This is a genomic window from Brevibacterium sp. CCUG 69071 (genome assembly GCF_021023135.1).
GTDB lineage: Bacteria > Actinomycetota > Actinomycetes > Actinomycetales > Brevibacteriaceae > Brevibacterium.
Genome location: NZ_PGFV01000004.1, coordinates 118674 through 137878, shown reverse-complemented (window position 1 = coordinate 137878; position 19205 = coordinate 118674). Strand labels below are relative to the sequence as shown.

Below are 19205 nucleotides of genomic sequence, written 5' to 3'. Positions count from 1 at the left end.
CCCGAAACGCCCGGGTCTAGACTGACGGTGCGGTCAACACCCCTCACCGGGGCACGCTTTCGAGCCGACCCGGTGCTTATGTTTCAACGGAAGGAACTCAATGCCCACCGTCGCAAGAAACATCGTCGATACGCTCGTGGCCAGCGGAGTCAAGCGCGTCTACGGGATTCCCGGAGATTCCCTCAACGGCTTCACCGACGCCCTGCGGGTCAACCCCGAGCTCGAATGGGTCCACGTCCGCCACGAAGAGGCGGCATCCTTCGCCGCCAGCGGTGAAGCGGCCCTGACCGGTGAGCTCGCCGTCTGCGCGGGCAGCTGCGGACCCGGCAACCTCCACCTCATCAACGGCCTCTACGACGCCCAGCGCTCCCGCGTGCCCGTGCTCGCGATCGCCGCTCACATCCCCAGCGATGAGATCGGCTCGAACTACTTCCAGGAGACTCACCCGACCGAGCTCTTCCGCGAATGCAGCGTCTACGTCGAGCACGTCGCCACTGCCGAACAGATGCCCCGGCTCCTGCGCATCGCCATGCGTGAGGCCGTGGAGAAGCGCGGGGTCGCGGTCCTCGTCATCCCCGGCGATGTCGGTCTGGCAGAGATCGAGGCCGCCGCCGAGGTGATCAAGGCCCATCCCTCGCACATGACCCCTGCGGAATCCCAGCTGGGAGCCGCCGCGGAAGCACTGAACAAGGGCAAGAAGGTCACGATCCTCGCCGGTGCGGGCACCGAAGGCTCCCACGATGAGCTCATCGCCATCGCCGAGAAGCTCCAGGCCCCGATCGTCCACTCCCTGCGCGGCAAGGAGTTCGTCGAATACGACAACCCCTACGACGTGGGCATGACCGGACTGCTCGGCTTCTCCTCGGGCTATCACGCGCTCAAGGACTGCGACACCCTGCTCATGCTCGGCACCGACCTGCCCTATCAGCAGTTCTATCCCGATGACGCCACGGTCATCCAGGTCGATGTCCGCGGCTCCCAGATCGGGCGCAGGACGTCGGTCGACATTCCGCTCGTGGGCACGGTCGCTGACACCGTCGATGCACTGCTGCCGCTGATCAAGTCGAGCCGCAGCAGCACGCACCTGAAGTCGATGACCAAGCACTACGCGAAGACCCGGAAGGATCTCGACGAGCTCGCCACCCCGTCGAAGCGGACGATCCACCCGCAGTATCTGACCCGCCTCATCGACGAGATGGCCGATGACGACGCCGTCTTCGTTCCCGATGTCGGTTCCCCGGTCGTCTGGGCCGCACGGTATCTGACGATGAATGGCAGTCGCCGCCTCATCGGGTCGTTCAGCCACGGGTCGATGGCCAACGCACTTTCCCAGAGCGTCGGCGTGCAGGCCTCCCACGAGGGGCGACAGACCATCGCCATGGCCGGAGACGGCGGGTTGGCGATGCTGCTCGGTGAGCTCATCACGCTCACCCAGAACAAGCTGCCGGTCAAGACCGTCGTCTACAACAATTCGTCCCTCAACTTCGTCGAGTTGGAGATGAAGGCCGCCGGCTTCGTCACCTTCGGCACCGACCTGTCGAACCCCGACTTCTCCACCATCGCCGAGGCGGTGGGAATCAAGGGGTTCCGCGTCGAGAAGTCCAAGGACCTGCCGAAGGTCGTGCGCGAGTTCCTCGACTACGACGGGGCCGCCGTCCTCGACGTGGTCACGGAGCGCCAGGAGCTGTCGATGCCGCCGTCGATCACCGCCGAACAGGCCAAGGGATTCGCCCTCTACGCGATCCGCACGGTGCTCTCCGGCAAGGGCGACGAACTCGTGGACCTGGCCCGGACGAACATCCGACAGCTGTTCTGAGCCAGTTTCGCTGAGGGGGCGCCTGCTCCGGGCCGCCTGCCCCGGTGATGGGGCGTTGCGCGGACGATCTGTGCTGATTTCCCTCGAGGATTTCAGCACGGATCGTCCTCTATTCACAGCGCGTTCAGCACAGATCGTCCGCCGGTGGCACCTGCCGGACGGACCTGCGCTCAGGCCGGTGGCAGCTGCCGGACGCGCCCGCGCTCAAGCCGGCGGATACTCCGCGAGCGCCGAGGCGGTGACCAGGGCGGCGGTCATCGCCTCGTGGCCTTTGTTCTCCTGCGAGCCCTCGAGCCCGGCACGGTCGAGGCCCTGCTGCTCGGTGTCGCACGTGAGCACCCCGAAGCCGACGGGCTTGCCCGAGTCGATCGCGACCCGACTGAGCCCATCGGTCGCCGCTTGGCAGACGTAGTCGAAGTGCGGGGTGCCGCCGCGGATGACGACGCCGAGGGCGACGATCGCCTCGAAGTGCGGAGCTACGCGTGCCGCGGCGACGGGCAGTTCGAAGCTGCCCGGGACGCGGATCAGCGTGATCTGCGCTCCGGCTTCGGTCGCGGCGCGTTCGGCCCCGGCGACCAGGCCGTCCATGATCTGTGTGTGCCAGGAGGCCGCGATGACCGCGACTTGGGTGCCCGGTGATGAGATGGCGAGCTCGGGTGCTCCGGAATGTGCCATGGTGGTTCCTTTCGCAGGCCCCGGGTTCCCGGGGCGTCGGTGGTCAGCTGTGCTGTGCCCCGGCCAGCGGGGTGCCGGTGACGGACGGCAGCGTCAGCGTGTGGTGCATGCGCTCACGCTTGGTGTTGAGGTAGTTCGTATTCTCCGGCCGAGCCGGGATCTCCAGCGGCTCGACGGCCTCGATCGTGATTCCCAGCGATTCGAGGGCGCGGGTCTTCTCGGGGTTGTTCGTCAGCAGGCGGATCCGGGTCAGACCGAGGGAGCGCAGGATCTCCGCCGCCGCACGGTAGTCGCGGGCATCGTCATGGAAGCCGAGTTCGCGGTTCGCATCGACCGTGTCCCGCCCCTGATCCTGCAGCGCGTAGGCGCGCAGCTTGTTGCTCAGCCCGATCCCACGACCTTCGTGACCGGTGAGGTAGATGACGGCACCGCCTTCCTCGGCGATCCGCGACAGCGCCAGGTCGAGCTGCTCTCCGCAGTCGCACCGGTGCGAGCCGAAGACATCCCCGGTCAGGCACTCCGAATGCACCCGGACCAGGGGAGCAGGCGGCAGATCGTCGAGATCGATGCCGGAGAACACGCCGAGGTGGTCGTGCCCAGCGACCGTGAATGCGCGGGCAGCGAACCTCCCGAACTTCGTCGGCAGAGGCACCGAGGCGGTCGTCGCCTGCACGGTCTCCGACCCAGCGACAGCCGCCCCCGACCCAGTGGCCCCCGAGCCAGCCCCAACCGCAGCCACCGCGGCATCCGACGCACCCGTAACTTCACCCTCGTCGAGGAAGGCGATGAGCTGCTCAATCGAGACCATCACCAGGTCGTGGGCGCTCGCGAATTCCCGCAGGGCGTCGAAGCGCATCATCGATCCGTCGTCATGGACCACCTCGCCGATCATCGCCACCGGAACGGCCCCGGCGAGACGGGCGAAATCCACTCCCGCCTCGGTGTGGCCGGGCCGCTCGCGGACCCCGCCGGGCTTCGCGATGAGCGGGAACACATGTCCCGGGCGGGTGATCGAGGCAGGGTCGGGGACCGCCGCGGCCAGATGACGGCCGGTCATGGCGCGTTCGGCGGCGCTGATTCCCGTGCTCACCCCGACCGCGTCGCAGCTGACGGTGTACGCGGTGCCTTTGGGGTCCTCGTTGGCAGCGACCATGGGTGGCAGCTCGAGTGCGGCGGCACGTTCGGCCTCCATCGGCGCGCAGATGACGCCCGAAGTGTAGCGGACGAAGAAGCCCATGGACTCGGGTCCGGCGAATTCGGCGGCCATGATGAGGTCGCCCTCGTTCTCGCGGTCCTCGTCGTCGACGACGACGATCGGACGTCCCGCGGCGAAGGCGGCGATCGCCTCTTCGATCGTGTCGAGGCCGGCTGCTGCCGTCGCCGAGGTGGTCGCGAATTCCCGTGCGTCAGTCATTGTCGGCTCCTTCGTTCAGGGTGGCGCGGGTTGGGGCTGCTGCATCGCGGAAGGCGAGCAGCCGAGCGGTGTACTTTGCGAGCACGTCGACCTCGACGTTGACGGGGTCTCCGCGGGTCATGTCGCCGAAGGTGGTGTTGCTCAGGGTCGCGGGGATGAGTCCGACCTCGACCCAGGCGGTTTCCTCGTCCGGTTCCGAAACCGCAGTCAGGGTCAGGGACACGCCGTTGAGGACGATCGAACCCTTGACCGCGGTGTACGGGGCGAGCTCATTCGGGATGCCGATCCGCAGGGTCGACCAATCGGCCCGATCGACACGGCGGAGCAGCTCGCCGCAGCCGTCGACGTGGCCCTGCACGACGTGTCCGTCCAGGCGCGCCGAGGCGGATACGCACCGTTCCAGATTGACCCGATCGCCGGGGCGCAGGGCGCCGAGTCCGGTCAGCCGCAGGGTCTCGCCCATCACCTCGGCGGTGAAGAGAGTGACTGCCGCTTCGGCTTCCTTCCGAACCGAGGTCAGGCAGACGCCGTTGACGGCCAGGGAGCCGCCCAGTTCGAGATTCGCGACGAGGCCTTTGGCGTCGATCGTAATGACCGCGGCATCGTCCTTGCCCTCGACGGACAGGACGGTGCCGAGCTCTTCGATGATTCCGGTGAACATTGATACTCCGAGTCGTGTGGTTGTGGTGCTGTGTGCGGTGCGAAGACGGGTGGACGGGAGCGCTAGGAACTGTCGGCAGTGACGAAATGGAGCAGCGTGTCCGGGCCGAGCCTGGTCAGCGCCGGATCTCCCGATTCATCGGGGACCAAGTCGATGGCCTCACTCAGCGTCGACACGGACAGCCCCGCAGTGCTGCCGGTCCCGGGACCGACGAGCATGGGCGCCTGATAGCAGTGGACTTCGTCGACGACACCGGCGGCAAGGAACGCCCCGAGCACGCGCGGTCCGCCCTCGACGAGCAGATGGCGTACCCCGCGATCATGCAGCTCGTCCAGGGCCGCCTCGATGTCGTGGGTGCGCAGATGGACGGTGTCGGGGTTGAGGGCGAGGAAGGAGTCGGGCCGAAGATCGCTGCGGCCGAGCACGACGGGAAGCGGCTGGGAAGCCGAAGGCTCGCCCTCGGGTCCTCGGGCGTTGAGCCTGGGATCGTCGGCCAGGGCGGTTCCGGTGCCGACGAGGATCGCATCGACCCTTGCCCGGACCTCATGGGCGTGCGCGCGGGAATCCGCCGAGGTGATCCACCGGCTGGTCCCGTCGGCCGCGGCGACCATGCCGTCGAGGCTCTGCGCGATCTTCGCGGTGATGAACGGACGATCCTCGGCAACGGCACGACGCCACCGGGCATTGAGGGCCAGCGATTCGGCACTGCCCAGTCCCGAGCGGACGCTCAGCCCCGCCTCGGCGAGGATCTGCCCGCCGCCCGCGGCCAGGGAATTGGTATCGGGGAGGGCGAAGACGAGCTCGGGGATGCCGGCATCGATGATGGCCTGCGTGCACGGTCCGGTGCGGCCGGTATGGGAGCAGGGCTCCAAGGTGACGAACAGGGTGGAGGCGCTCAAATCGATGTCGTGGTCGATGGCCGCGGTGATGACGTCCACCTCGGCGTGGGGTGAGCCGGCTCCGGCATGATGGCCCACGACGATCTGGCCGTCGCGGGTCAGGATCGCGGCTCCCACCAGCGGATTCGCCCCGCGATATCCCTCGCGGGCGGCGCTCAGCGCAGCCGCCATCGCCCTGGATTCGAGCTCGGAGAACTCATCCTCGTCGGACCGTTCGCCCATGAAAAAACCTCCCTTGCCGATGCCGGGAGGGAGGATATTGCTGGTGCAACGATCAGGACGTGAGGCCGGTGGGTCGATGCTGGGATAGCACCGATTCCACGGCGACCGCGGTCGCCATGCTCCTCCCATCCAGACTCTTACTGTCGGTCTCGGAATTTCACCGAGTCAGCTGCCTGCACGAATGCAGACGGCTCGCGGACTGTCACCGCCGGTACGGATTTTCACCGTCCCCGGAACATGTTGGGACCAGGCTAGCACGACCCCCGCCGAGGTGGCGGTGGCGTCCGTCATATGAGCGCAGAGGGCGCGGCCGTGGGGTGCGTTCGGCAGGCGCGTTCGGCGGGCGCGGAGGGGTCAGAGTTTGCGAAGTTATATAACCAAGGTATATAACTGGGTTATGGATGATGTGGATTCGGCCGAGATCGTCTCGGGGCTTGTCGTTGTCTCCTCGCGCCTGACCAGGGCGTTCAGGAGAGTGATCGGCAATGAAAGTGAACTCGTCACCCTCCGTGCGCTCGCCGTCGTCGAGCAGTACCAGCCCGTGCGGGTCGGTCACTTCGCGCAGGGCTATCTCAGCTCGCAGCCCGCGGCGACCAAGCTGCTCTCCCGTTTGGAGGGCGAAGGCCTGGTTCTGCGTGAGGCCAGTGCGAGTGACAGGAGGGCCTCGCAGTTCTCGCTGACCGATGCCGGGCGAGCCAGGCTCGCCGAGAACCGCAGCATCATGATCGACCAGATGGAGCCCTACTTCGAATCGCTGAGCCCGGACGACCGGGTCAGCGTGCACCGGGCACTCGGCCTCGTGGCCGAATACCTGCGGGACCGGCATCCGGTCGACAGCGGCGAGGAGATCTGAGCCTCGGACCGAGGGGCGCCATGCCCCTGCATCCGCCCGACGGGCGGATGGGAACTCAGGTGAGCACCGAACAGCACCACACGAAAGGGTACGCAGGGAAGACATGAGCGTGTCATCAGGCAAGGAAACACAGGCCGCCGAAGGCGACGGCGGAGGAGAGTCCATTCTGCGTCAGCCGCGGGCCGTCTGGGCGGTCGCATTCGCTGCGGTCATCGCGTTCATGGGCATCGGACTCGTCGACCCGATTCTGCCGGCGATCTCCGCCGAGCTCGACGCGACTCCGGCGCAGTCGATGCTGCTGTTCACCAGCTACCTGTTCATCACCGGCGGCATGATGTTCTTCACCAGCTTCGTGTCCTCGCGCATCGGCGCGAAGACGACGCTGCTCATCGGCCTCGTCCTCATCGTCGCGTTCTCCGCGCTCGCCGGGTTCTCCGGCAGCGTCGATCAGATCATCGGCTTCCGCGCGGGCTGGGGGCTGGGCAATGCGCTCTTCATCTCCACGGCGCTCTCGACCATCGTCGGTGCCGCTTCCGGCGGTGCCGAGAAGGCGATCATCCTCTATGAGGCGGCGCTCGGCGTCGGCATCGCGACCGGTCCGCTGCTCGGCGGGCTGCTCGGCGGGATCTCCTGGCGCGGGCCCTTCTTCGGCACCGCGGTCCTCATGGCCATCGGCTTCATCGCCATCCTCATCCTGCTGCCCGGGAGCAAGGACGAGAAGAACAGCCTCAAGACGGCGCCCGAGCCGATCAAGCTCAGCGCCACATTCCGGGCACTCGCCCGTCCGGGCATCCTGGTTCTCGGAATCGCGGCTCTGCTCTACAACTTCGGATTCTTCATCCTGCTCGCCTACAGCCCCTTCCCGGTCGAAGCGGCCGCCGCGAAGATGGGCATCGAGAACTTCGGCGCCATGGGTCTGGGCTACGTGTTCTTCGGCTGGGGCATCTGCGTGGCCATCACCTCGGTGTTCGGCGCGCCTCTGCTGACGAAGCGGATGGGACGCCGCGCCAGCCTCATCGTCGCGCTCGTCGCCCTGGCCGTGCTGCTGACCGTGATGTCCTTCCTCGTCGAGTCGTTCGTTGGGATCATCGTCTGCGTCATCGTCGCCGGCCTCATCCTCGGTGTACTCAACACCGTGTTCACGGAGTCGGCCATGGAAGCCAGCGACCTGCCGCGTCCGGTAGCCTCGGGCACTTATTCGGGAGTGCGCTTCGTCGGCGGCGCCATCGCGCCGATCGTCGCGGGCTCGGTGTCCGAATCGATCAGCACCGGGTCGCCGTACCTCTTCGGCGCGGGTGCGGTGCTGCTGGCCGTGGTCGTCCTCGGCTTCGGCTGGAAGGCGCTGCGCCGCGTGGACGGACACCTCGAAGAGTCTGCCGTCGATGAAGCCTACGCCCTGACCGGGGGCGACGCCTGAGCGGCGTTTTTGCGCGGAGACCAACGGCGTCCGAGGACTTCTTGTCCTCGGACGCCGTTTCCGCTCCCTCTTTCTGGCAGGTCCGGACGGCTGCCTGGGGGTGTGGCGGATCTGGAACGGCAATATTACGGAAAACAGAGACGCAGTAGTGCACAATAGAAATCGCACTACCCGCTGACCGGGGCCCAGACGACGCCGATCGCCGGTGGGAGTGCGGTTCCGATACTCCTGACAACGAAGGTTGACTATGTCCTACGACGCGAATTCCGCCTACCCGACAGGCCCCGGTGCCGCTGGACCCGGAGGGCAAGGATTCGGTGCCGCTCCCCGCGGTGCCTCCAGCCCCGAGGATCTGTCCCTTCCGCTCTATGGTGCCTCCTTCGGCCAGGCCGTCAAGCGCTTCTTCAAGAACTACACGAAGTTCACCGGCCGCGCCTCGCGCAGCGAATACTGGTTCGCCTACCTTTTCTTGCTGCTGCTTACGATCATCCCGGGGATCCTATATTCCATCGGTCTCGGCATGATTGCGGCAACGACATCGATGGCATCGGCCGACCCTTACGGGATGCAGACCGCTGCCCCCTCCGGCGGAGCGATCGCGCTCACGGCGGTCGGAGGGATCCTTATGCTTATCATCGGTCTCGCCACCATCATTCCGCATCTGGCGATCATCTGGCGTCGGCTCCATGACGGAAACTTCGCAGGACCGTTCTTCTTCCTGTCCTTCATTCCGGGCGTCGGTTCGATCATCCTTCTCGTTCTCATGATTCTGCCCTCGAAGCCGGAGGGCCAGCGCTTCGACGTCTGAGTCGCTCGGCCGACTGCGGTCTCCTGCCCTGACCCCGCGCCGCTCCCGCACCACCACTGCACCCCGAGTCTCACCCAACCCGCCGCAGGTTCGTCAGGTTGAGTGAGACCCGGGGTGTCGTGCGCTCCTGCCGGAAGCGACCGGAGGCCGTCGGCAATGTGTGTTTGCGAACATTTGCCGGGCAGAGGTTCCGAACAGGGAGCTCGTGGAGATATAGTTACTTATAAGTAACTTGACCGATGGCGGCGTGAAAAGCAGGCCGGGCACCTGGGTGGCGTAGTCTGCTCGCAGACCGGCTGCGCGATTCATGCGCCCGGCGTCATCGTTCGCTTCAGGCCGACACGATTGGAAACTCAGGCAATGGAGAGCACATCGCACACGCTCGCCGAGGAACCCGAGATCGACACCAGCGCTCTTCGACTGCGCGGCTGGGGGATGTCCGGAAAGCAGGGCGAGGTCTTCTCCGACGTCGACCTCGACGTTCCCCGCGGTGCGATCGCGATCGTCCGCGGAGCCGCAGGGACCGGCAAGACCTCCCTGCTCCTCTCGATCGCCGGGAGAATGCACGTGTCCGCCGGAGAGGGCGACGTCGGGGGCCTGGACATCCGGAAGCAGGCACGAGCAGTGCGCGAACACGTCGCAGTCGGCCATGTCGAGGGATTGACCGACCTCGAGAAGGACTTCACCGTGGCCCAGCACATCGCCGAACGTCTCATCATGCTTCAGCCCTGGTACAAGCCCTGGGTCTCGAAGTCCTCTCTGCGTGAGGTCATCGATGTCATCCGGGAAACGTTCCTCTCCGCCACCGAGGTCATCGACCGTCTGCCCGAGGGTATCTTCACCACCTCCGACGCCGAACGGGCCGACTTCCTCATCGATCCCACCGGGGAGACCTTCGTCTCTGAGCTCAGCGAGCTGCAGAAGTTCTTCCTCGAGTTCGGCCTGGCGGGACTCAGCCGGCCTCCGCTCGTCGTCATCGACAACATCGACTACCTGCGCGAACGCACGGACCGCGCCCGCGCCTGGGCCGGCCTTCTGATCTACCAGGAGCTGCGGAAGACGCGCGATCCGGACGATCCGCTCACGATCATCGTCTCCTGTGAGGACGCCTCGGAGGTCGATGCGGCGCTCGAAGCCTTGGAATCGGAGGTCTCGCCCACCTCGGTGAGTGAAATCTCCCTCGCACCGCGGCCGCAGCCTTCTCCGCCGCAGCCTCCCCAGCCGCAGCACACGCAGCACCCTCAGCACTGAGACACAACTGGCGCACGACCGAGGCGCAGCTCCTCAGCAAGCAACCCGATATCTCAACCGATCCTAAGGTGATTCTTCGATGTTCTCCCTTCCTTGGCTCGAACTCACTCGCTTCAGACGGCACACCATCACGCGCCTGGCGATCATCGTCGTCGCCATCATCCCGGCCATCTACGGCGGCCTCTATCTGGCGTCGAACTGGGCACCCACCGACCACCTCGACCAGCTCAAGGCGGCCGTGGTCAATGAAGACACCGGGGCGAACAAGCCGAATTCGGATGACGAGTCACTCCACGCCGGCGACGAGCTCGTCGACAAGATCACTCCAAAGGGAGAGGGCGGCTTCGACTGGCAGGAGACGAGCCAGCAGGAAGCCGACGAGGGACTGGCCAGCGGCGAGTACTTCGCGATCCTCGAGATCCCCTCGAACTTCTCCGAACGGCTCGTCTCCACCGGCGGAGACGACCCCGAGCAGGCCGGCCTCCAGCTGCGCACCGACGACGCCCACAACTTCATCGTCGGGCAGCTCGCGAACACCGTGCTCACCGAGATCAGATCGGGGCTGAACGAAACCACCACCTCGGAATACGTCTCCGAGGTCTACGTCGGTTTCAACGACATCCATTCCTCGACGGAGGACGCCGTCGACGGGGCGACCCAGCTCAACGACGGTGCCGTCGACCTGCACAAGGGAACCGGAGACCTCGTCGACGGAACCACCGAGCTCGACAAGGGAGTCGGCACTCTGCAGACCGGGATCGGCGATCTCGACGACGGCGCCGGGCAGCTCGTCGCAGGCAGCGGTGACCTCAAGACCGGCGCGGACACCTTGGCCAAGAGCACCACCGAGGCGAAGAACGGTTCGAAGAAGCTTGCCGACGGCGCCGGGCAGGTCGCCGACGGAACCGGCGAGCTGCGTGGCGTCGCCGATGACGCCACGGACAAGGCGGACGATCTGAAGAAGAAGGCCGACGACCTCGTCGATGGGACTCGCCCCAAGCTCCAGCAGGCCGAAGACGACTTCGACAGTGCCCGGACATCGGTCAACGGCGACGTGGACGAGAGGATCAAGAAGTTGGAGGAGAAGTACCCGGACGATCCGGACGTCGCTAAGCTCGCAGACGACATGGACAGCCTCGGCGGGGATCTCGATGACGCTCACTCGCGGGCGAAGGATGCCACGGACAAGGCGAAGGACCTCGAGAATCCGGTCAGGGACGCCGTGGACGATGTCATGGACAAGATCCACGATGCTGACAAGAAGATCGGGAAGCTCGACGACGGCGCTCAGCAGGTGTCGACCGGTGCCGATGATCTGCACTCGGGTCTGATCAAGCTCGACGACGGGGCGGGCAAACTGGCCGAGGGAGCCGGTGACCTCAACGACGGTGCCATCAAGCTCAAGGACGGCACGGCCAAGGCCAAATCCGGAGTCGCCGACCTCAAGGACGGATCCTCGCAGCTCGTCGACGGGTCGACGAAGCTCGACACGGGTGCGGGCAAGCTCGTCGACGGCTCGGGCGAACTCAAGGACGGCCTGGAAGAAGGACTCAAGCAGATCCCGACCTACGACAAGTCCGACAGGGAGAACCGCTCCGATGTGGTCGCCGTCCCCGTGGATGCGGAGAAACTCAAGGACAATGCCGTGAGCGCCTACGGCGAGGGATTGGCCGCGTTCTTCGTGTCCTTGGCACTGTGGATCGGCGGCATGATCACCTACATGGTCATCAACGCCATTCCGTATCGTGCGCTGGCCTCGTCGGCGAAGTCGACCCGGATCGCCTGGGCCGGCTATGTTCCGGGACTGCTCTTCGCAGTGGCGCAGGTGGCGGTGCTCTACGGGGTGCTCACCTTCGCCCTCGACTTCTCGGCCGGGGCCTGGGTGGGAACCCTGCTGTTCTCGATCCTGGTCGCCGGCAGCTTCCACGCCGTTCATCAACTGTGCGTGGCGGCGCTCGGAGGGGTCGGCAGGCTCATCGCACTGGTGCTGCTGATGGTCCAGATCGCCTCGGCGGGCGGGACCTACCCGGTGCAGACCGCGCCGGGCATCTTCCAGGTCATCTCTCCGTTCCTGCCGATGACCCACGCGGTCAACGGGCTGCGGACCTTGATCGCCGGCGGGGACATGTTCATCGCGGCGCAGTCGGCAGTGGTGCTGCTGCTCATGACGCTTATCTGTCTGGCGGCGACGACGATCGTGTGCAGCCGCAAGCGCATGGTCTCGCTCACCCAGCTCCACCCGAGCCTGACCTTGTAGGGCGCGGGCAGGGCCCGTTCCGGTCCCGGTCGTGCTTCAGTCGTCGAAGTAGCGGGTGTACCGCTGTGGGTCGGTGAGGAAGCGGCGCCAATGATCGACCATCTCGAGGCGGTCCCAGGTCGATTCGCGCAGACCCCACTCACCGGCTTCGAAGAGGTCGGCGCCCTCGGCACTGGCGAGGATGGGGGAGTGCGTGGCCAAGACGGTCTGCTGTCCGGCCCGTTCACGTTCTCGAATGAGCTGGAGCAGCGACAGCGAGGACGTGAAGGACAGTGCGCTTTCGGGTTCGTCGAGGATCCACAGTCCCAGGTCCATGAACTTCCCGGAGAGCATGTCGATGAACATCTCTCCGTGAGATTGCTGCGAGTGGCGCAGGCCGCGGCTCTCGCCGATCTCGATCAGGTGGGCCATGCTCTCGTGCATGGTTTCGGCGCGGAGGAAGAATCCGCCCCGATTCGAGGCGGCCCCGCGCACGATCTGGAGGTGGTCGGCCAGTTCGGGAGTCGCCTCGGCGTGCTCACGCACCTCCCAGCCGGTGCCGCCGCCGTGCGGGAGGTCGAGAGAGGTCGCCAAGGCCTCGATGATCGTCGACTTCCCGGACCCGTTCTCCCCGACGAAGACGGTGGTCCACGCGAACTCGAAACCGTCCAGCAGTTCCCTCACGGCGGGTATCCGACGCAGCCAGGGGCTGAGCTCCGGAGGGGAATGGGCATGGCGCGCCACCGAACGCAGCGGCAGATCGACGCGGGGATCCATGCCTGCGACCGTACCTGCCGACACTGACACGGACGTGACACTCCTCCTGCAGTGGAACGGGCCGCACTTAGACTGTCGTCATGGACGAACGGGCAGCTTCACTGCTCCGCAGGTACGGGTGGGAGCCGGGCCGAGTGCTCGGGGCCGGGATGGAAGGAGAGGTCGTCGATCTCTCCGAAGGCGCGGTCGCCAAGATCTGGCATCACCGAAGCCCCGGTGATCTCGAAACTCTGCGTCTCTTCGGAGCCGCGCTGGTAGGCTCCGCGATCCCATTCCAGTGCTCCCGTGTGATTGAGATCCTCGGTGACGGCGAGCGGGCGATCACCATCGAACGGAAAGTCTCAGGGACTCCGTTGCGGCTCGATGCACAGCCTGATCCGCCGCTGGCGACCGCTGACGAGATTCGCCTCATGGGTGATGCTCTGGCCGGGATCGGTCGAGCCCATTCGACTGGGCTGGATGCCCTGCCGATTCTGCCCGGCGAACAGCCATTCGACATCCGTCGCGGGTTTGCGGACTCCCTGGCCGATCTCGTGCTCAAGCGCTTCGACGCTCGGCCGGAGCCCCTGCGCGGAACCATCGGCACGATCGACGAGGCGGTCGTGGGCATCGTGCGCGGCCTGCGTGACCTGCCCTGCCCGGAACCGAGATCGCTCATCCACGGTGACCTCATTCCCGCCAATGTCATGATCGTCGACGGGGAAGTCGCCGGAGTGGTGGATTTCGGATTCCTCACCACCCTCGGCGACCCGCAGTTCGACGCTGCGATCACGGCGAGCAGCTTCGACATGTACGGTACGCATGCTCGACGCTCGGAAAACTTGCTGACCGAAGCCTTTCTGTCCCGGTTCGACCACGACGCGACCGCCTACGCCCTCTACCGCGCAGCCTATGCGGTGATCACGAACACGTACTTCGACCCTGAAGGCAGGGACGGCCACTTCGCCTGGTGCGCCGATCTCCTCGTGCGCGAAGACATCCGCAACGCCATCGGCTGACCAGCGATCGCCCCGAACACCAGCAACGCCCTACCCGAATGCGAGCCGGGCGGCCAGGATCACCAGCACGATCGCGATGAGGACATCGAGGACCTGCCACACCCGCGGCCTGGCCAGATATCCGGAGAGCCCGCGTGCCCCATAGCCGATGCCGAGGAACCAGGTGATCGAGCCGAGCATCGCCCCGAGCGTGAACGGCAGCACGCCGCCCGGCTCCTGCTGATTCGCCAGATTGCCGAGCATGACGACAGTGTCGAGATAGACCCCCGGGTTGAGGAACGTCAGCGCCAGGGTCGTCACCACGATCGACTTGAGGCTGCGCTGCTGCGTATCCGCCTCGAGCCCCGATGCCCGCCGAGCCGAGCGCAGGCTGTTCCACGCAAACCAGAGCAGATAGGCCACACCCAGCCACCGCAGAATCTCCAGGGCCCAGGGCGCGAGCAGGACGATCGCCCCGATGCCCACGCTGCCCGCGCCGATGAGCAGGACGTCGGCCGCGATGCAGATCGCCAAGGCCACGCCGAGGTGTTCGCGGCGGATCCCCTGCCGCAGCACGAGCGCATTCTGAGGGCCGACGGCGATGATGAGCGACCAGCCTGCGAGGAGACCGGAGATGAGATGAGTGAGCACGTGGAAACACTAGATCCCGTGCGGTGATAAGAAAAACAACAGAATCTGTATCTGTTACACAATTGCTTCATGAACATCGATCACGTCAGGGCCCTCGCGGCCGCCGTCGACGAAGGCACCGTGGAAGGCGCGGGCTTCGTCCTCGGCATCACCGCCTCGGCGGCGAGCCAACGCATCCGCACGCTCGAGTCCCGCCTCGGGCAGGTCCTCATCCGCCGCACCAACCCCGTCACCGTCACCGAGGCGGGGGAGGCGGTACTCAAATATGCGCGGGAGGTCGAACTCCTCGAGTCCGAGACCATGGACCGACTCCACGGCATCGACGTCGATGCGCCCGAGGGCGCCGGTCTCCATGGCGACTCGGTGACCGGCGCGCGGCGGCGCAGTCCCACGGTCCTGCGGATCGGGGTCAACGCGGATTCGATGGCGACATGGTTCCGTCCCATCTTCGCCGAGGCGGCCGGCTGGGACGATGCCGTCATCCGCATCGAGCTCGCCGACCAGGACAAGGCCCTGCCCCTGCTCGGCTCGGGCGAGGTGCTCGGCACCATCACCTCGGCGGCGGTCGGTGGCTACGGCACCCGGGTCGAACGCCTCGGTAGCATGCGCTACGTCGCCGTCGCGCACAGGGAGCTGCTCGACCGTCGGAGCCGGCGGCTCGACCCTCGGAGCGGCGGCGCCGAGGTGGACCTGGCGAGACTGCCCATGGTGAACTTCGGCAGGGACGATGACCTGCAGTTCGCGTTCCTGCGCCGAGCGGGCGTGACGACCGTTCCGCCGATGTCCGTGGTGCCCAGCTCGGTCGAGTTCGCGACCGCGGTCGCCGCCGGTCTCGGCTGGGGGATGATCCCGGTGATGCAGCTCGAGGACATGGACGCCGACCTCGTCGAGATCACCGCGAATCCGAGCATCGAGGTCCCCCTGTACTGGCATCACTGGAAGCTGGCGTCGGACAAGTTGGCGCGACTGACGGCAGCTCTTCGTCGGGCGGCCGAGGGCATGCGCTGAGCGACTGGGTCGACGGGCTGCGCCGAACTCAGCGGTGGAGGATCCTGTCGATCATCCAGCGCAGCTGCTCATGGGCGACGTCGATGGTGATCCGATCGGGAGTGATGATCGAATGGAGGGCGAGGCCGTCGAGCATCGTAAACAGGGCGATGGACGCGGGCCCCACCTCGGCGGGATCGAGGTGTCCCTCGGATGCCAGAATGTCCAGCCAGCGGCGCAGGCAGTCATAGGTGACGTCATGGGCGTGATCGAGGAGTCTGGCCGGGACCTCCCGCCGTTCCGGACCGAGGGCATTGAGGTGGATGGTGAGCCAGGTTTCGAGCTGCAGATCGCGGTGTTCGTGATTCGGCAGCAACTGGGCACAGCACTCGAAGAGGCGCTGCCCGGGGTCGAGCGCGGAGTCGGTGATGGCGAAGTCCTTGATGGAGACGTCCATGACGCTGCGGGCGATCTCCTCGTGGAGATCGGCCTGCGTAGGGAAATAGTGGCGCAGCGTCGAGGCGCCGACCCCGGCCTCCCGCGCGACCGCGCGGACGCTCAGCGTCGCCTCTCCGGGATTCGAACGCTCGGTCAGGCGGATCGCCGCAGCGATGATGTCATCGCGCCGTGACATGAGTCCTCCTCGCAGCCGTCCTCGGGTGCCCGTGCAGATGTGTCGCCATTCCTGTATAGTACAGCGTACCGGCACATCGTACTAGATCGACGATGGCGACCGATGGATTCCCGCGACCATGAGTCCGACCCCGAACAACAGGAGCCGCACATGATCGAGAGCCTGCAGAACTTCGCCGATTCCATTCCCGTCTGGCTGCAGTGGGCAGGCATCCTGCTCCTCTCCGCCATCCCCTTCGTCGAGTCCTATTTCGGTGCCGTCATCGGCGTCGCGATCGGACTCCACCCGGTGCTCGCCATTCTCATGGCCATCATCGGCAACGTGGCCTCGATGCTCGCCTTCGTCTACGGGGCCGGAGCCATTCGGGACCGAGCGCGGAAGAACAAGGACGAAGAGCCGTCCCAGAAGCGCCAGCGACTCAAACGCATGTTCGACAAGTTCGGGGTGCCGGGGGTCTCGCTGCTCGGTCAGACCCTTCTGCCCTCGCAGATCACCTCCTCGGCGATGGTCGGCTTCGGCGCGAACCGCAATGTCGTCGCCTTCTGGCAGATCATCTCGATCATCCTCTGGGGAGTGCTCTTCGGAGTGCTCGCGACCCTGGGCATCGAACTCGCCCTCCGGTGAGGCGGGCTTGCCCTGCGGTGAGGTGAGCTCGCCTCGCAGGTTCGCATCCCCGCAGGTCATCATCCCTCCAGGCTTCTGTGTCAGTGCCCGCACCTAGACTGGCCCCATGACGGACTCCACCCCGACGACGGCACCAGCAGACACCGCACCGGCAGACACAGCCCCAGCAGACACTGCACCGGCAAGCACCGCAACCGTGCAGGCGGCGGGTGCCGATGACTTCGGCCGCGAAGCCCAGCGCATCCTCGCCGAGCTCACCGCGAACCCGAACGCGCAGTTCCGCGACGGCCAGTGCGAGGCGATCCGCGATCTCGTGGTCGGCAAGAAGCGGGTCCTCGTCGTCCAGCGCACCGGCTGGGGCAAGTCCGCTGTCTACTTCGTGGCCACCCGGATGCTGCGGGCCGCCGGAACCGGCCCGAGCCTCATCATCTCCCCGCTGCTCGCCCTGATGCGCGACCAGATCGCCGCGGCGCAGCGCGCCGGAGTCCGCGCCGCCAGCCTCAACTCCTCCAACGTCACCGAATGGGACGCCGTGCTCGAGGACCTGCGTGCAGGCAGCCTCGACGTGCTCCTCGTGTCACCCGAGCGGCTGAACAACCCCCAGTTCCGCGACGAGGTGCTGCCGCAGCTGCTGTCCTTCCTCGGCCTCATCGTCGTCGACGAAGCCCACTGCATCTCCGACTGGGGCCACGACTTCCGCCCCGACTACCGGCGCATCGGCCGCATCCTCTCCGAGCTGCCGAACGACACCCCGGTGCTCGCGACCACCGCGACCGCGAACTCCCGGGTCGTGAACGACGTCGCCGAACAGCTCGGCGACGACACCACCGTCGTCCGCGGAGAACTCGCCCGCGACTCGCTGCGACTCGGGGTCCAGCCCGGCCTCGACGCGAGCGAGCGCATCGCCTGGCTCGGCTCCCACCTCGGCGATTTCACCGGGTCCGGAATCGTCTACACGCTCACCGTCAGCGCGGCCGAGGACATCACCCGAATCCTGCGCGACCAGGGCCACGAGGTGCGCGCCTACACGGGCCGGACCGACGCGGAGGAGCGGGCCGAACTCGAGCAGATGCTCAAGGACAACAGGCTCAAGGCACTCGTGGCCACCTCGGCGCTGGGCATGGGCTTCGACAAACCAGATCTCGGCTTCGTCGTCCACCTCGGCGCCCCGTCCTCAGCTGTCGCCTACTACCAGCAGGTCGGCCGTGCCGGTCGCGCCACCGATTCCGCCGACGTCCTGCTCCTGCCCGGACGTGAGGACGAGGAGATCTGGGAGTACTTCGCGACCGCGTCGATGCCCAGCCAGACCGATGCGAATGCCGTGCTCACCGCGCTCGCCGAGGCGGACGGCCCCCTGTCCGTGGCCCGCTTGGAGACCCTCGTCGGGACGAAGCGCACCCGGCTCAACCTCCTGCTCAAGACCCTCGAGGTCGAGGACGCCGTGTCGAAGGTCAAGGGCGGATACGTCTCGACTGGTCAGGGCTGGACCTACGACCGGGAGCGCTACGAGAAGGTCGCGGCCGTCCGCGCCGATGAAGCCCGGGCGATGCTCGACTACGAGGCCACCGGGAAGTGTCGGATGGAGTTCCTCATCCGCCAGCTCGACGATCCGGATCCCCAGCCCTGCGGACGCTGTGACAACTGCGCCGGCGTCTGGTGGTCGAGCGAGATCTCCGATGAGCGGCGAGCGGCGACCGCGGGGACCCTGCATCGCATCGGCCTGCCCATAGACCCGCGCAGCACCTGGCCAAGCGGCATGGGCAACATCGGCGTCCCGCTCAAGGGTCGGATCCCGGCCGAGGAGCTCTCCGCCGAAGGGCGCGCGATCGCCCGGCTGAGCGATCTGGGTCAGGGACAGACGCTGCGGTCCTTCCTCGCCCCCGATGCCCCCGACGCGGAGGTGCCCGCTCAGATCGGCAAGTGGTGTCTCGAGGTCCTCAGCCAGTGGAACTGGGATGATCGCCCCGAGGTCGTGGTCTCGATCCCGAGTGCCCGCCGGCCGGTGACGATCAGATCTCTGGCGGCGAACCTCGCCGCGGCCGGTCGCCTGGCCGACGGCGGGCAGCTCGTCCAAGTCCACGACCACGGCACCCCCGAGGTCAACAGCGCCTTCCGGGTCAAGGACCTCCACGACGCCTTCGTCGTCCCACCCGAGGTCGCCGAGGCCGTGGCCGGGAAGTCCGTGCTCCTCGTCGACGACGAGGTGGTCTCCCGATGGACGATGGCGATCTGCGCCCGGCTGCTCAGGCAGGCCGGTGCGAGTGCCGTGCTGCCCTTCGCGCTGGCGCTGCGGGCCTGAGGGT

Annotated in this window: 17 protein-coding genes and 1 riboswitch; of the genes, 10 read left to right on the top strand and 7 right to left on the bottom strand. The window is 66.6% G+C overall.

All coding sequences use genetic code 11. The features are described 5' to 3' along the window. The first annotated feature begins 100 nt into the window (after positions 1-100). Complete coding sequence (gene poxB / locus CV023_RS12285; protein WP_230746016.1) at positions 101-1816, top strand: ubiquinone-dependent pyruvate dehydrogenase; 1716 nt, start codon at positions 101-103, stop codon at positions 1814-1816. Positions 1817-2020: 204 nt separating this feature from the next. On the opposite strand, the gene ribH is transcribed toward poxB, so the two are convergent. From ribH to ribD, 4 genes are all read right to left on the bottom strand, one after another. After that, entirely contained in the window at positions 2021-2491 is a 471-nt protein-coding gene (gene ribH, locus CV023_RS12280) for a 6,7-dimethyl-8-ribityllumazine synthase (RefSeq protein WP_230746015.1), read from the bottom strand. 43 nt (positions 2492-2534) lie between these two features. After that, entirely contained in the window at positions 2535-3905 is a 1371-nt protein-coding gene (ribB, locus tag CV023_RS12275) for a 3,4-dihydroxy-2-butanone-4-phosphate synthase (RefSeq protein ID WP_230746014.1), read from the bottom strand. Then, the gene (locus tag CV023_RS12270) at positions 3898-4566 is read right to left on the bottom strand and encodes a riboflavin synthase (protein WP_230746013.1); all 669 of its coding nucleotides are present in this window, start codon (positions 4564-4566) and stop codon (positions 3898-3900) included. Before CV023_RS12270 ends, ribB begins: the two co-directional genes overlap by 8 nt. Before the next feature lie 62 nt (positions 4567-4628). After that, entirely contained in the window at positions 4629-5687 is a 1059-nt protein-coding gene (gene ribD, locus CV023_RS12265; RefSeq protein WP_230746012.1) for a bifunctional diaminohydroxyphosphoribosylaminopyrimidine deaminase/5-amino-6-(5-phosphoribosylamino)uracil reductase RibD, read from the bottom strand. 113 nt (positions 5688-5800) lie between these two features. After that, a riboswitch (FMN riboswitch) is annotated at positions 5801-5929 on the bottom strand. A 155-nt stretch (positions 5930-6084) separates the two neighbouring features. On the opposite strand from ribD, the gene CV023_RS12260 reads away from it, so the two are divergent. The 5 genes from CV023_RS12260 (at position 6085) to CV023_RS12240 (ending at position 12273) form a co-directional block, all read left to right on the top strand. Continuing rightward, entirely contained in the window at positions 6085-6540 is a 456-nt protein-coding gene (locus CV023_RS12260; protein ID WP_230746011.1) for a MarR family winged helix-turn-helix transcriptional regulator, read from the top strand. 103 nt (positions 6541-6643) lie between these two features. Continuing rightward, on the top strand, positions 6644-7957 hold the full coding sequence (locus CV023_RS12255) for an MFS transporter (protein ID WP_230746009.1): 1314 nt from the start codon (positions 6644-6646) through the stop codon (positions 7955-7957). Between the two features lie 247 nt (positions 7958-8204). Continuing rightward, on the top strand, positions 8205-8765 hold the full coding sequence (locus CV023_RS12250) for a DUF805 domain-containing protein (RefSeq protein ID WP_230746007.1): 561 nt from the start codon (positions 8205-8207) through the stop codon (positions 8763-8765). 360 nt (positions 8766-9125) lie between these two features. Next, positions 9126-10016: an ATP-binding cassette domain-containing protein gene (locus CV023_RS12245; protein ID WP_230746006.1), complete on the top strand. Its 891-nt coding sequence runs from the start codon at positions 9126-9128 to the stop codon at positions 10014-10016. A gap of 79 nt (positions 10017-10095) precedes the next feature. Next, positions 10096-12273 (top strand): YhgE/Pip domain-containing protein, encoded by a 2178-nt coding sequence (locus CV023_RS12240; RefSeq protein WP_230746005.1) that lies wholly within the window; start codon positions 10096-10098, stop codon positions 12271-12273. Positions 12274-12309: 36 nt separating this feature from the next. On the opposite strand, the gene CV023_RS12235 is transcribed toward CV023_RS12240, so the two are convergent. Continuing rightward, the gene (locus CV023_RS12235; RefSeq protein ID WP_230746004.1) at positions 12310-13029 is read right to left on the bottom strand and encodes an AAA family ATPase; all 720 of its coding nucleotides are present in this window, start codon (positions 13027-13029) and stop codon (positions 12310-12312) included. Between the two features lie 80 nt (positions 13030-13109). Between CV023_RS12235 and CV023_RS12230 the strand changes: the two genes are divergently transcribed. Continuing rightward, entirely contained in the window at positions 13110-14027 is a 918-nt protein-coding gene (locus CV023_RS12230) for an aminoglycoside phosphotransferase family protein (RefSeq protein ID WP_230746003.1), read from the top strand. A gap of 30 nt (positions 14028-14057) precedes the next feature. Here the strand turns inward: CV023_RS12230 and CV023_RS12225 are convergent, their stop codons facing one another. Then, positions 14058-14657, bottom strand: a complete 600-nt coding sequence (locus CV023_RS12225; RefSeq protein WP_230746002.1) for a LysE/ArgO family amino acid transporter — start codon at positions 14655-14657, stop codon at positions 14058-14060. 69 nt (positions 14658-14726) lie between these two features. On the opposite strand from CV023_RS12225, the gene CV023_RS12220 reads away from it, so the two are divergent. Then, positions 14727-15665, top strand: a complete 939-nt coding sequence (locus tag CV023_RS12220; RefSeq protein WP_230746001.1) for an ArgP/LysG family DNA-binding transcriptional regulator — start codon at positions 14727-14729, stop codon at positions 15663-15665. Positions 15666-15693: 28 nt separating this feature from the next. Here CV023_RS12220 and CV023_RS12215 read toward each other — a convergent pair whose 3' ends face one another. Further along, the gene (locus tag CV023_RS12215) at positions 15694-16278 is read right to left on the bottom strand and encodes a TetR/AcrR family transcriptional regulator (protein WP_230746000.1); all 585 of its coding nucleotides are present in this window, start codon (positions 16276-16278) and stop codon (positions 15694-15696) included. A 150-nt stretch (positions 16279-16428) separates the two neighbouring features. Here CV023_RS12215 and CV023_RS12210 point away from each other — a divergent pair, with 150 nt between their 5' ends. Both CV023_RS12210 and CV023_RS12205 read left to right on the top strand, forming a co-directional pair. Then, positions 16429-16902: a hypothetical protein gene (locus CV023_RS12210; RefSeq protein WP_230745999.1), complete on the top strand. Its 474-nt coding sequence runs from the start codon at positions 16429-16431 to the stop codon at positions 16900-16902. Positions 16903-17008: 106 nt separating this feature from the next. After that, positions 17009-19201 carry a RecQ family ATP-dependent DNA helicase gene (locus tag CV023_RS12205; protein ID WP_230745997.1) on the top strand — a complete coding sequence of 731 codons (2193 nt, stop codon included), beginning with the start codon at positions 17009-17011 and terminating at the stop codon, positions 19199-19201. Positions 19202-19205: the final 4 nt, after the last annotated feature.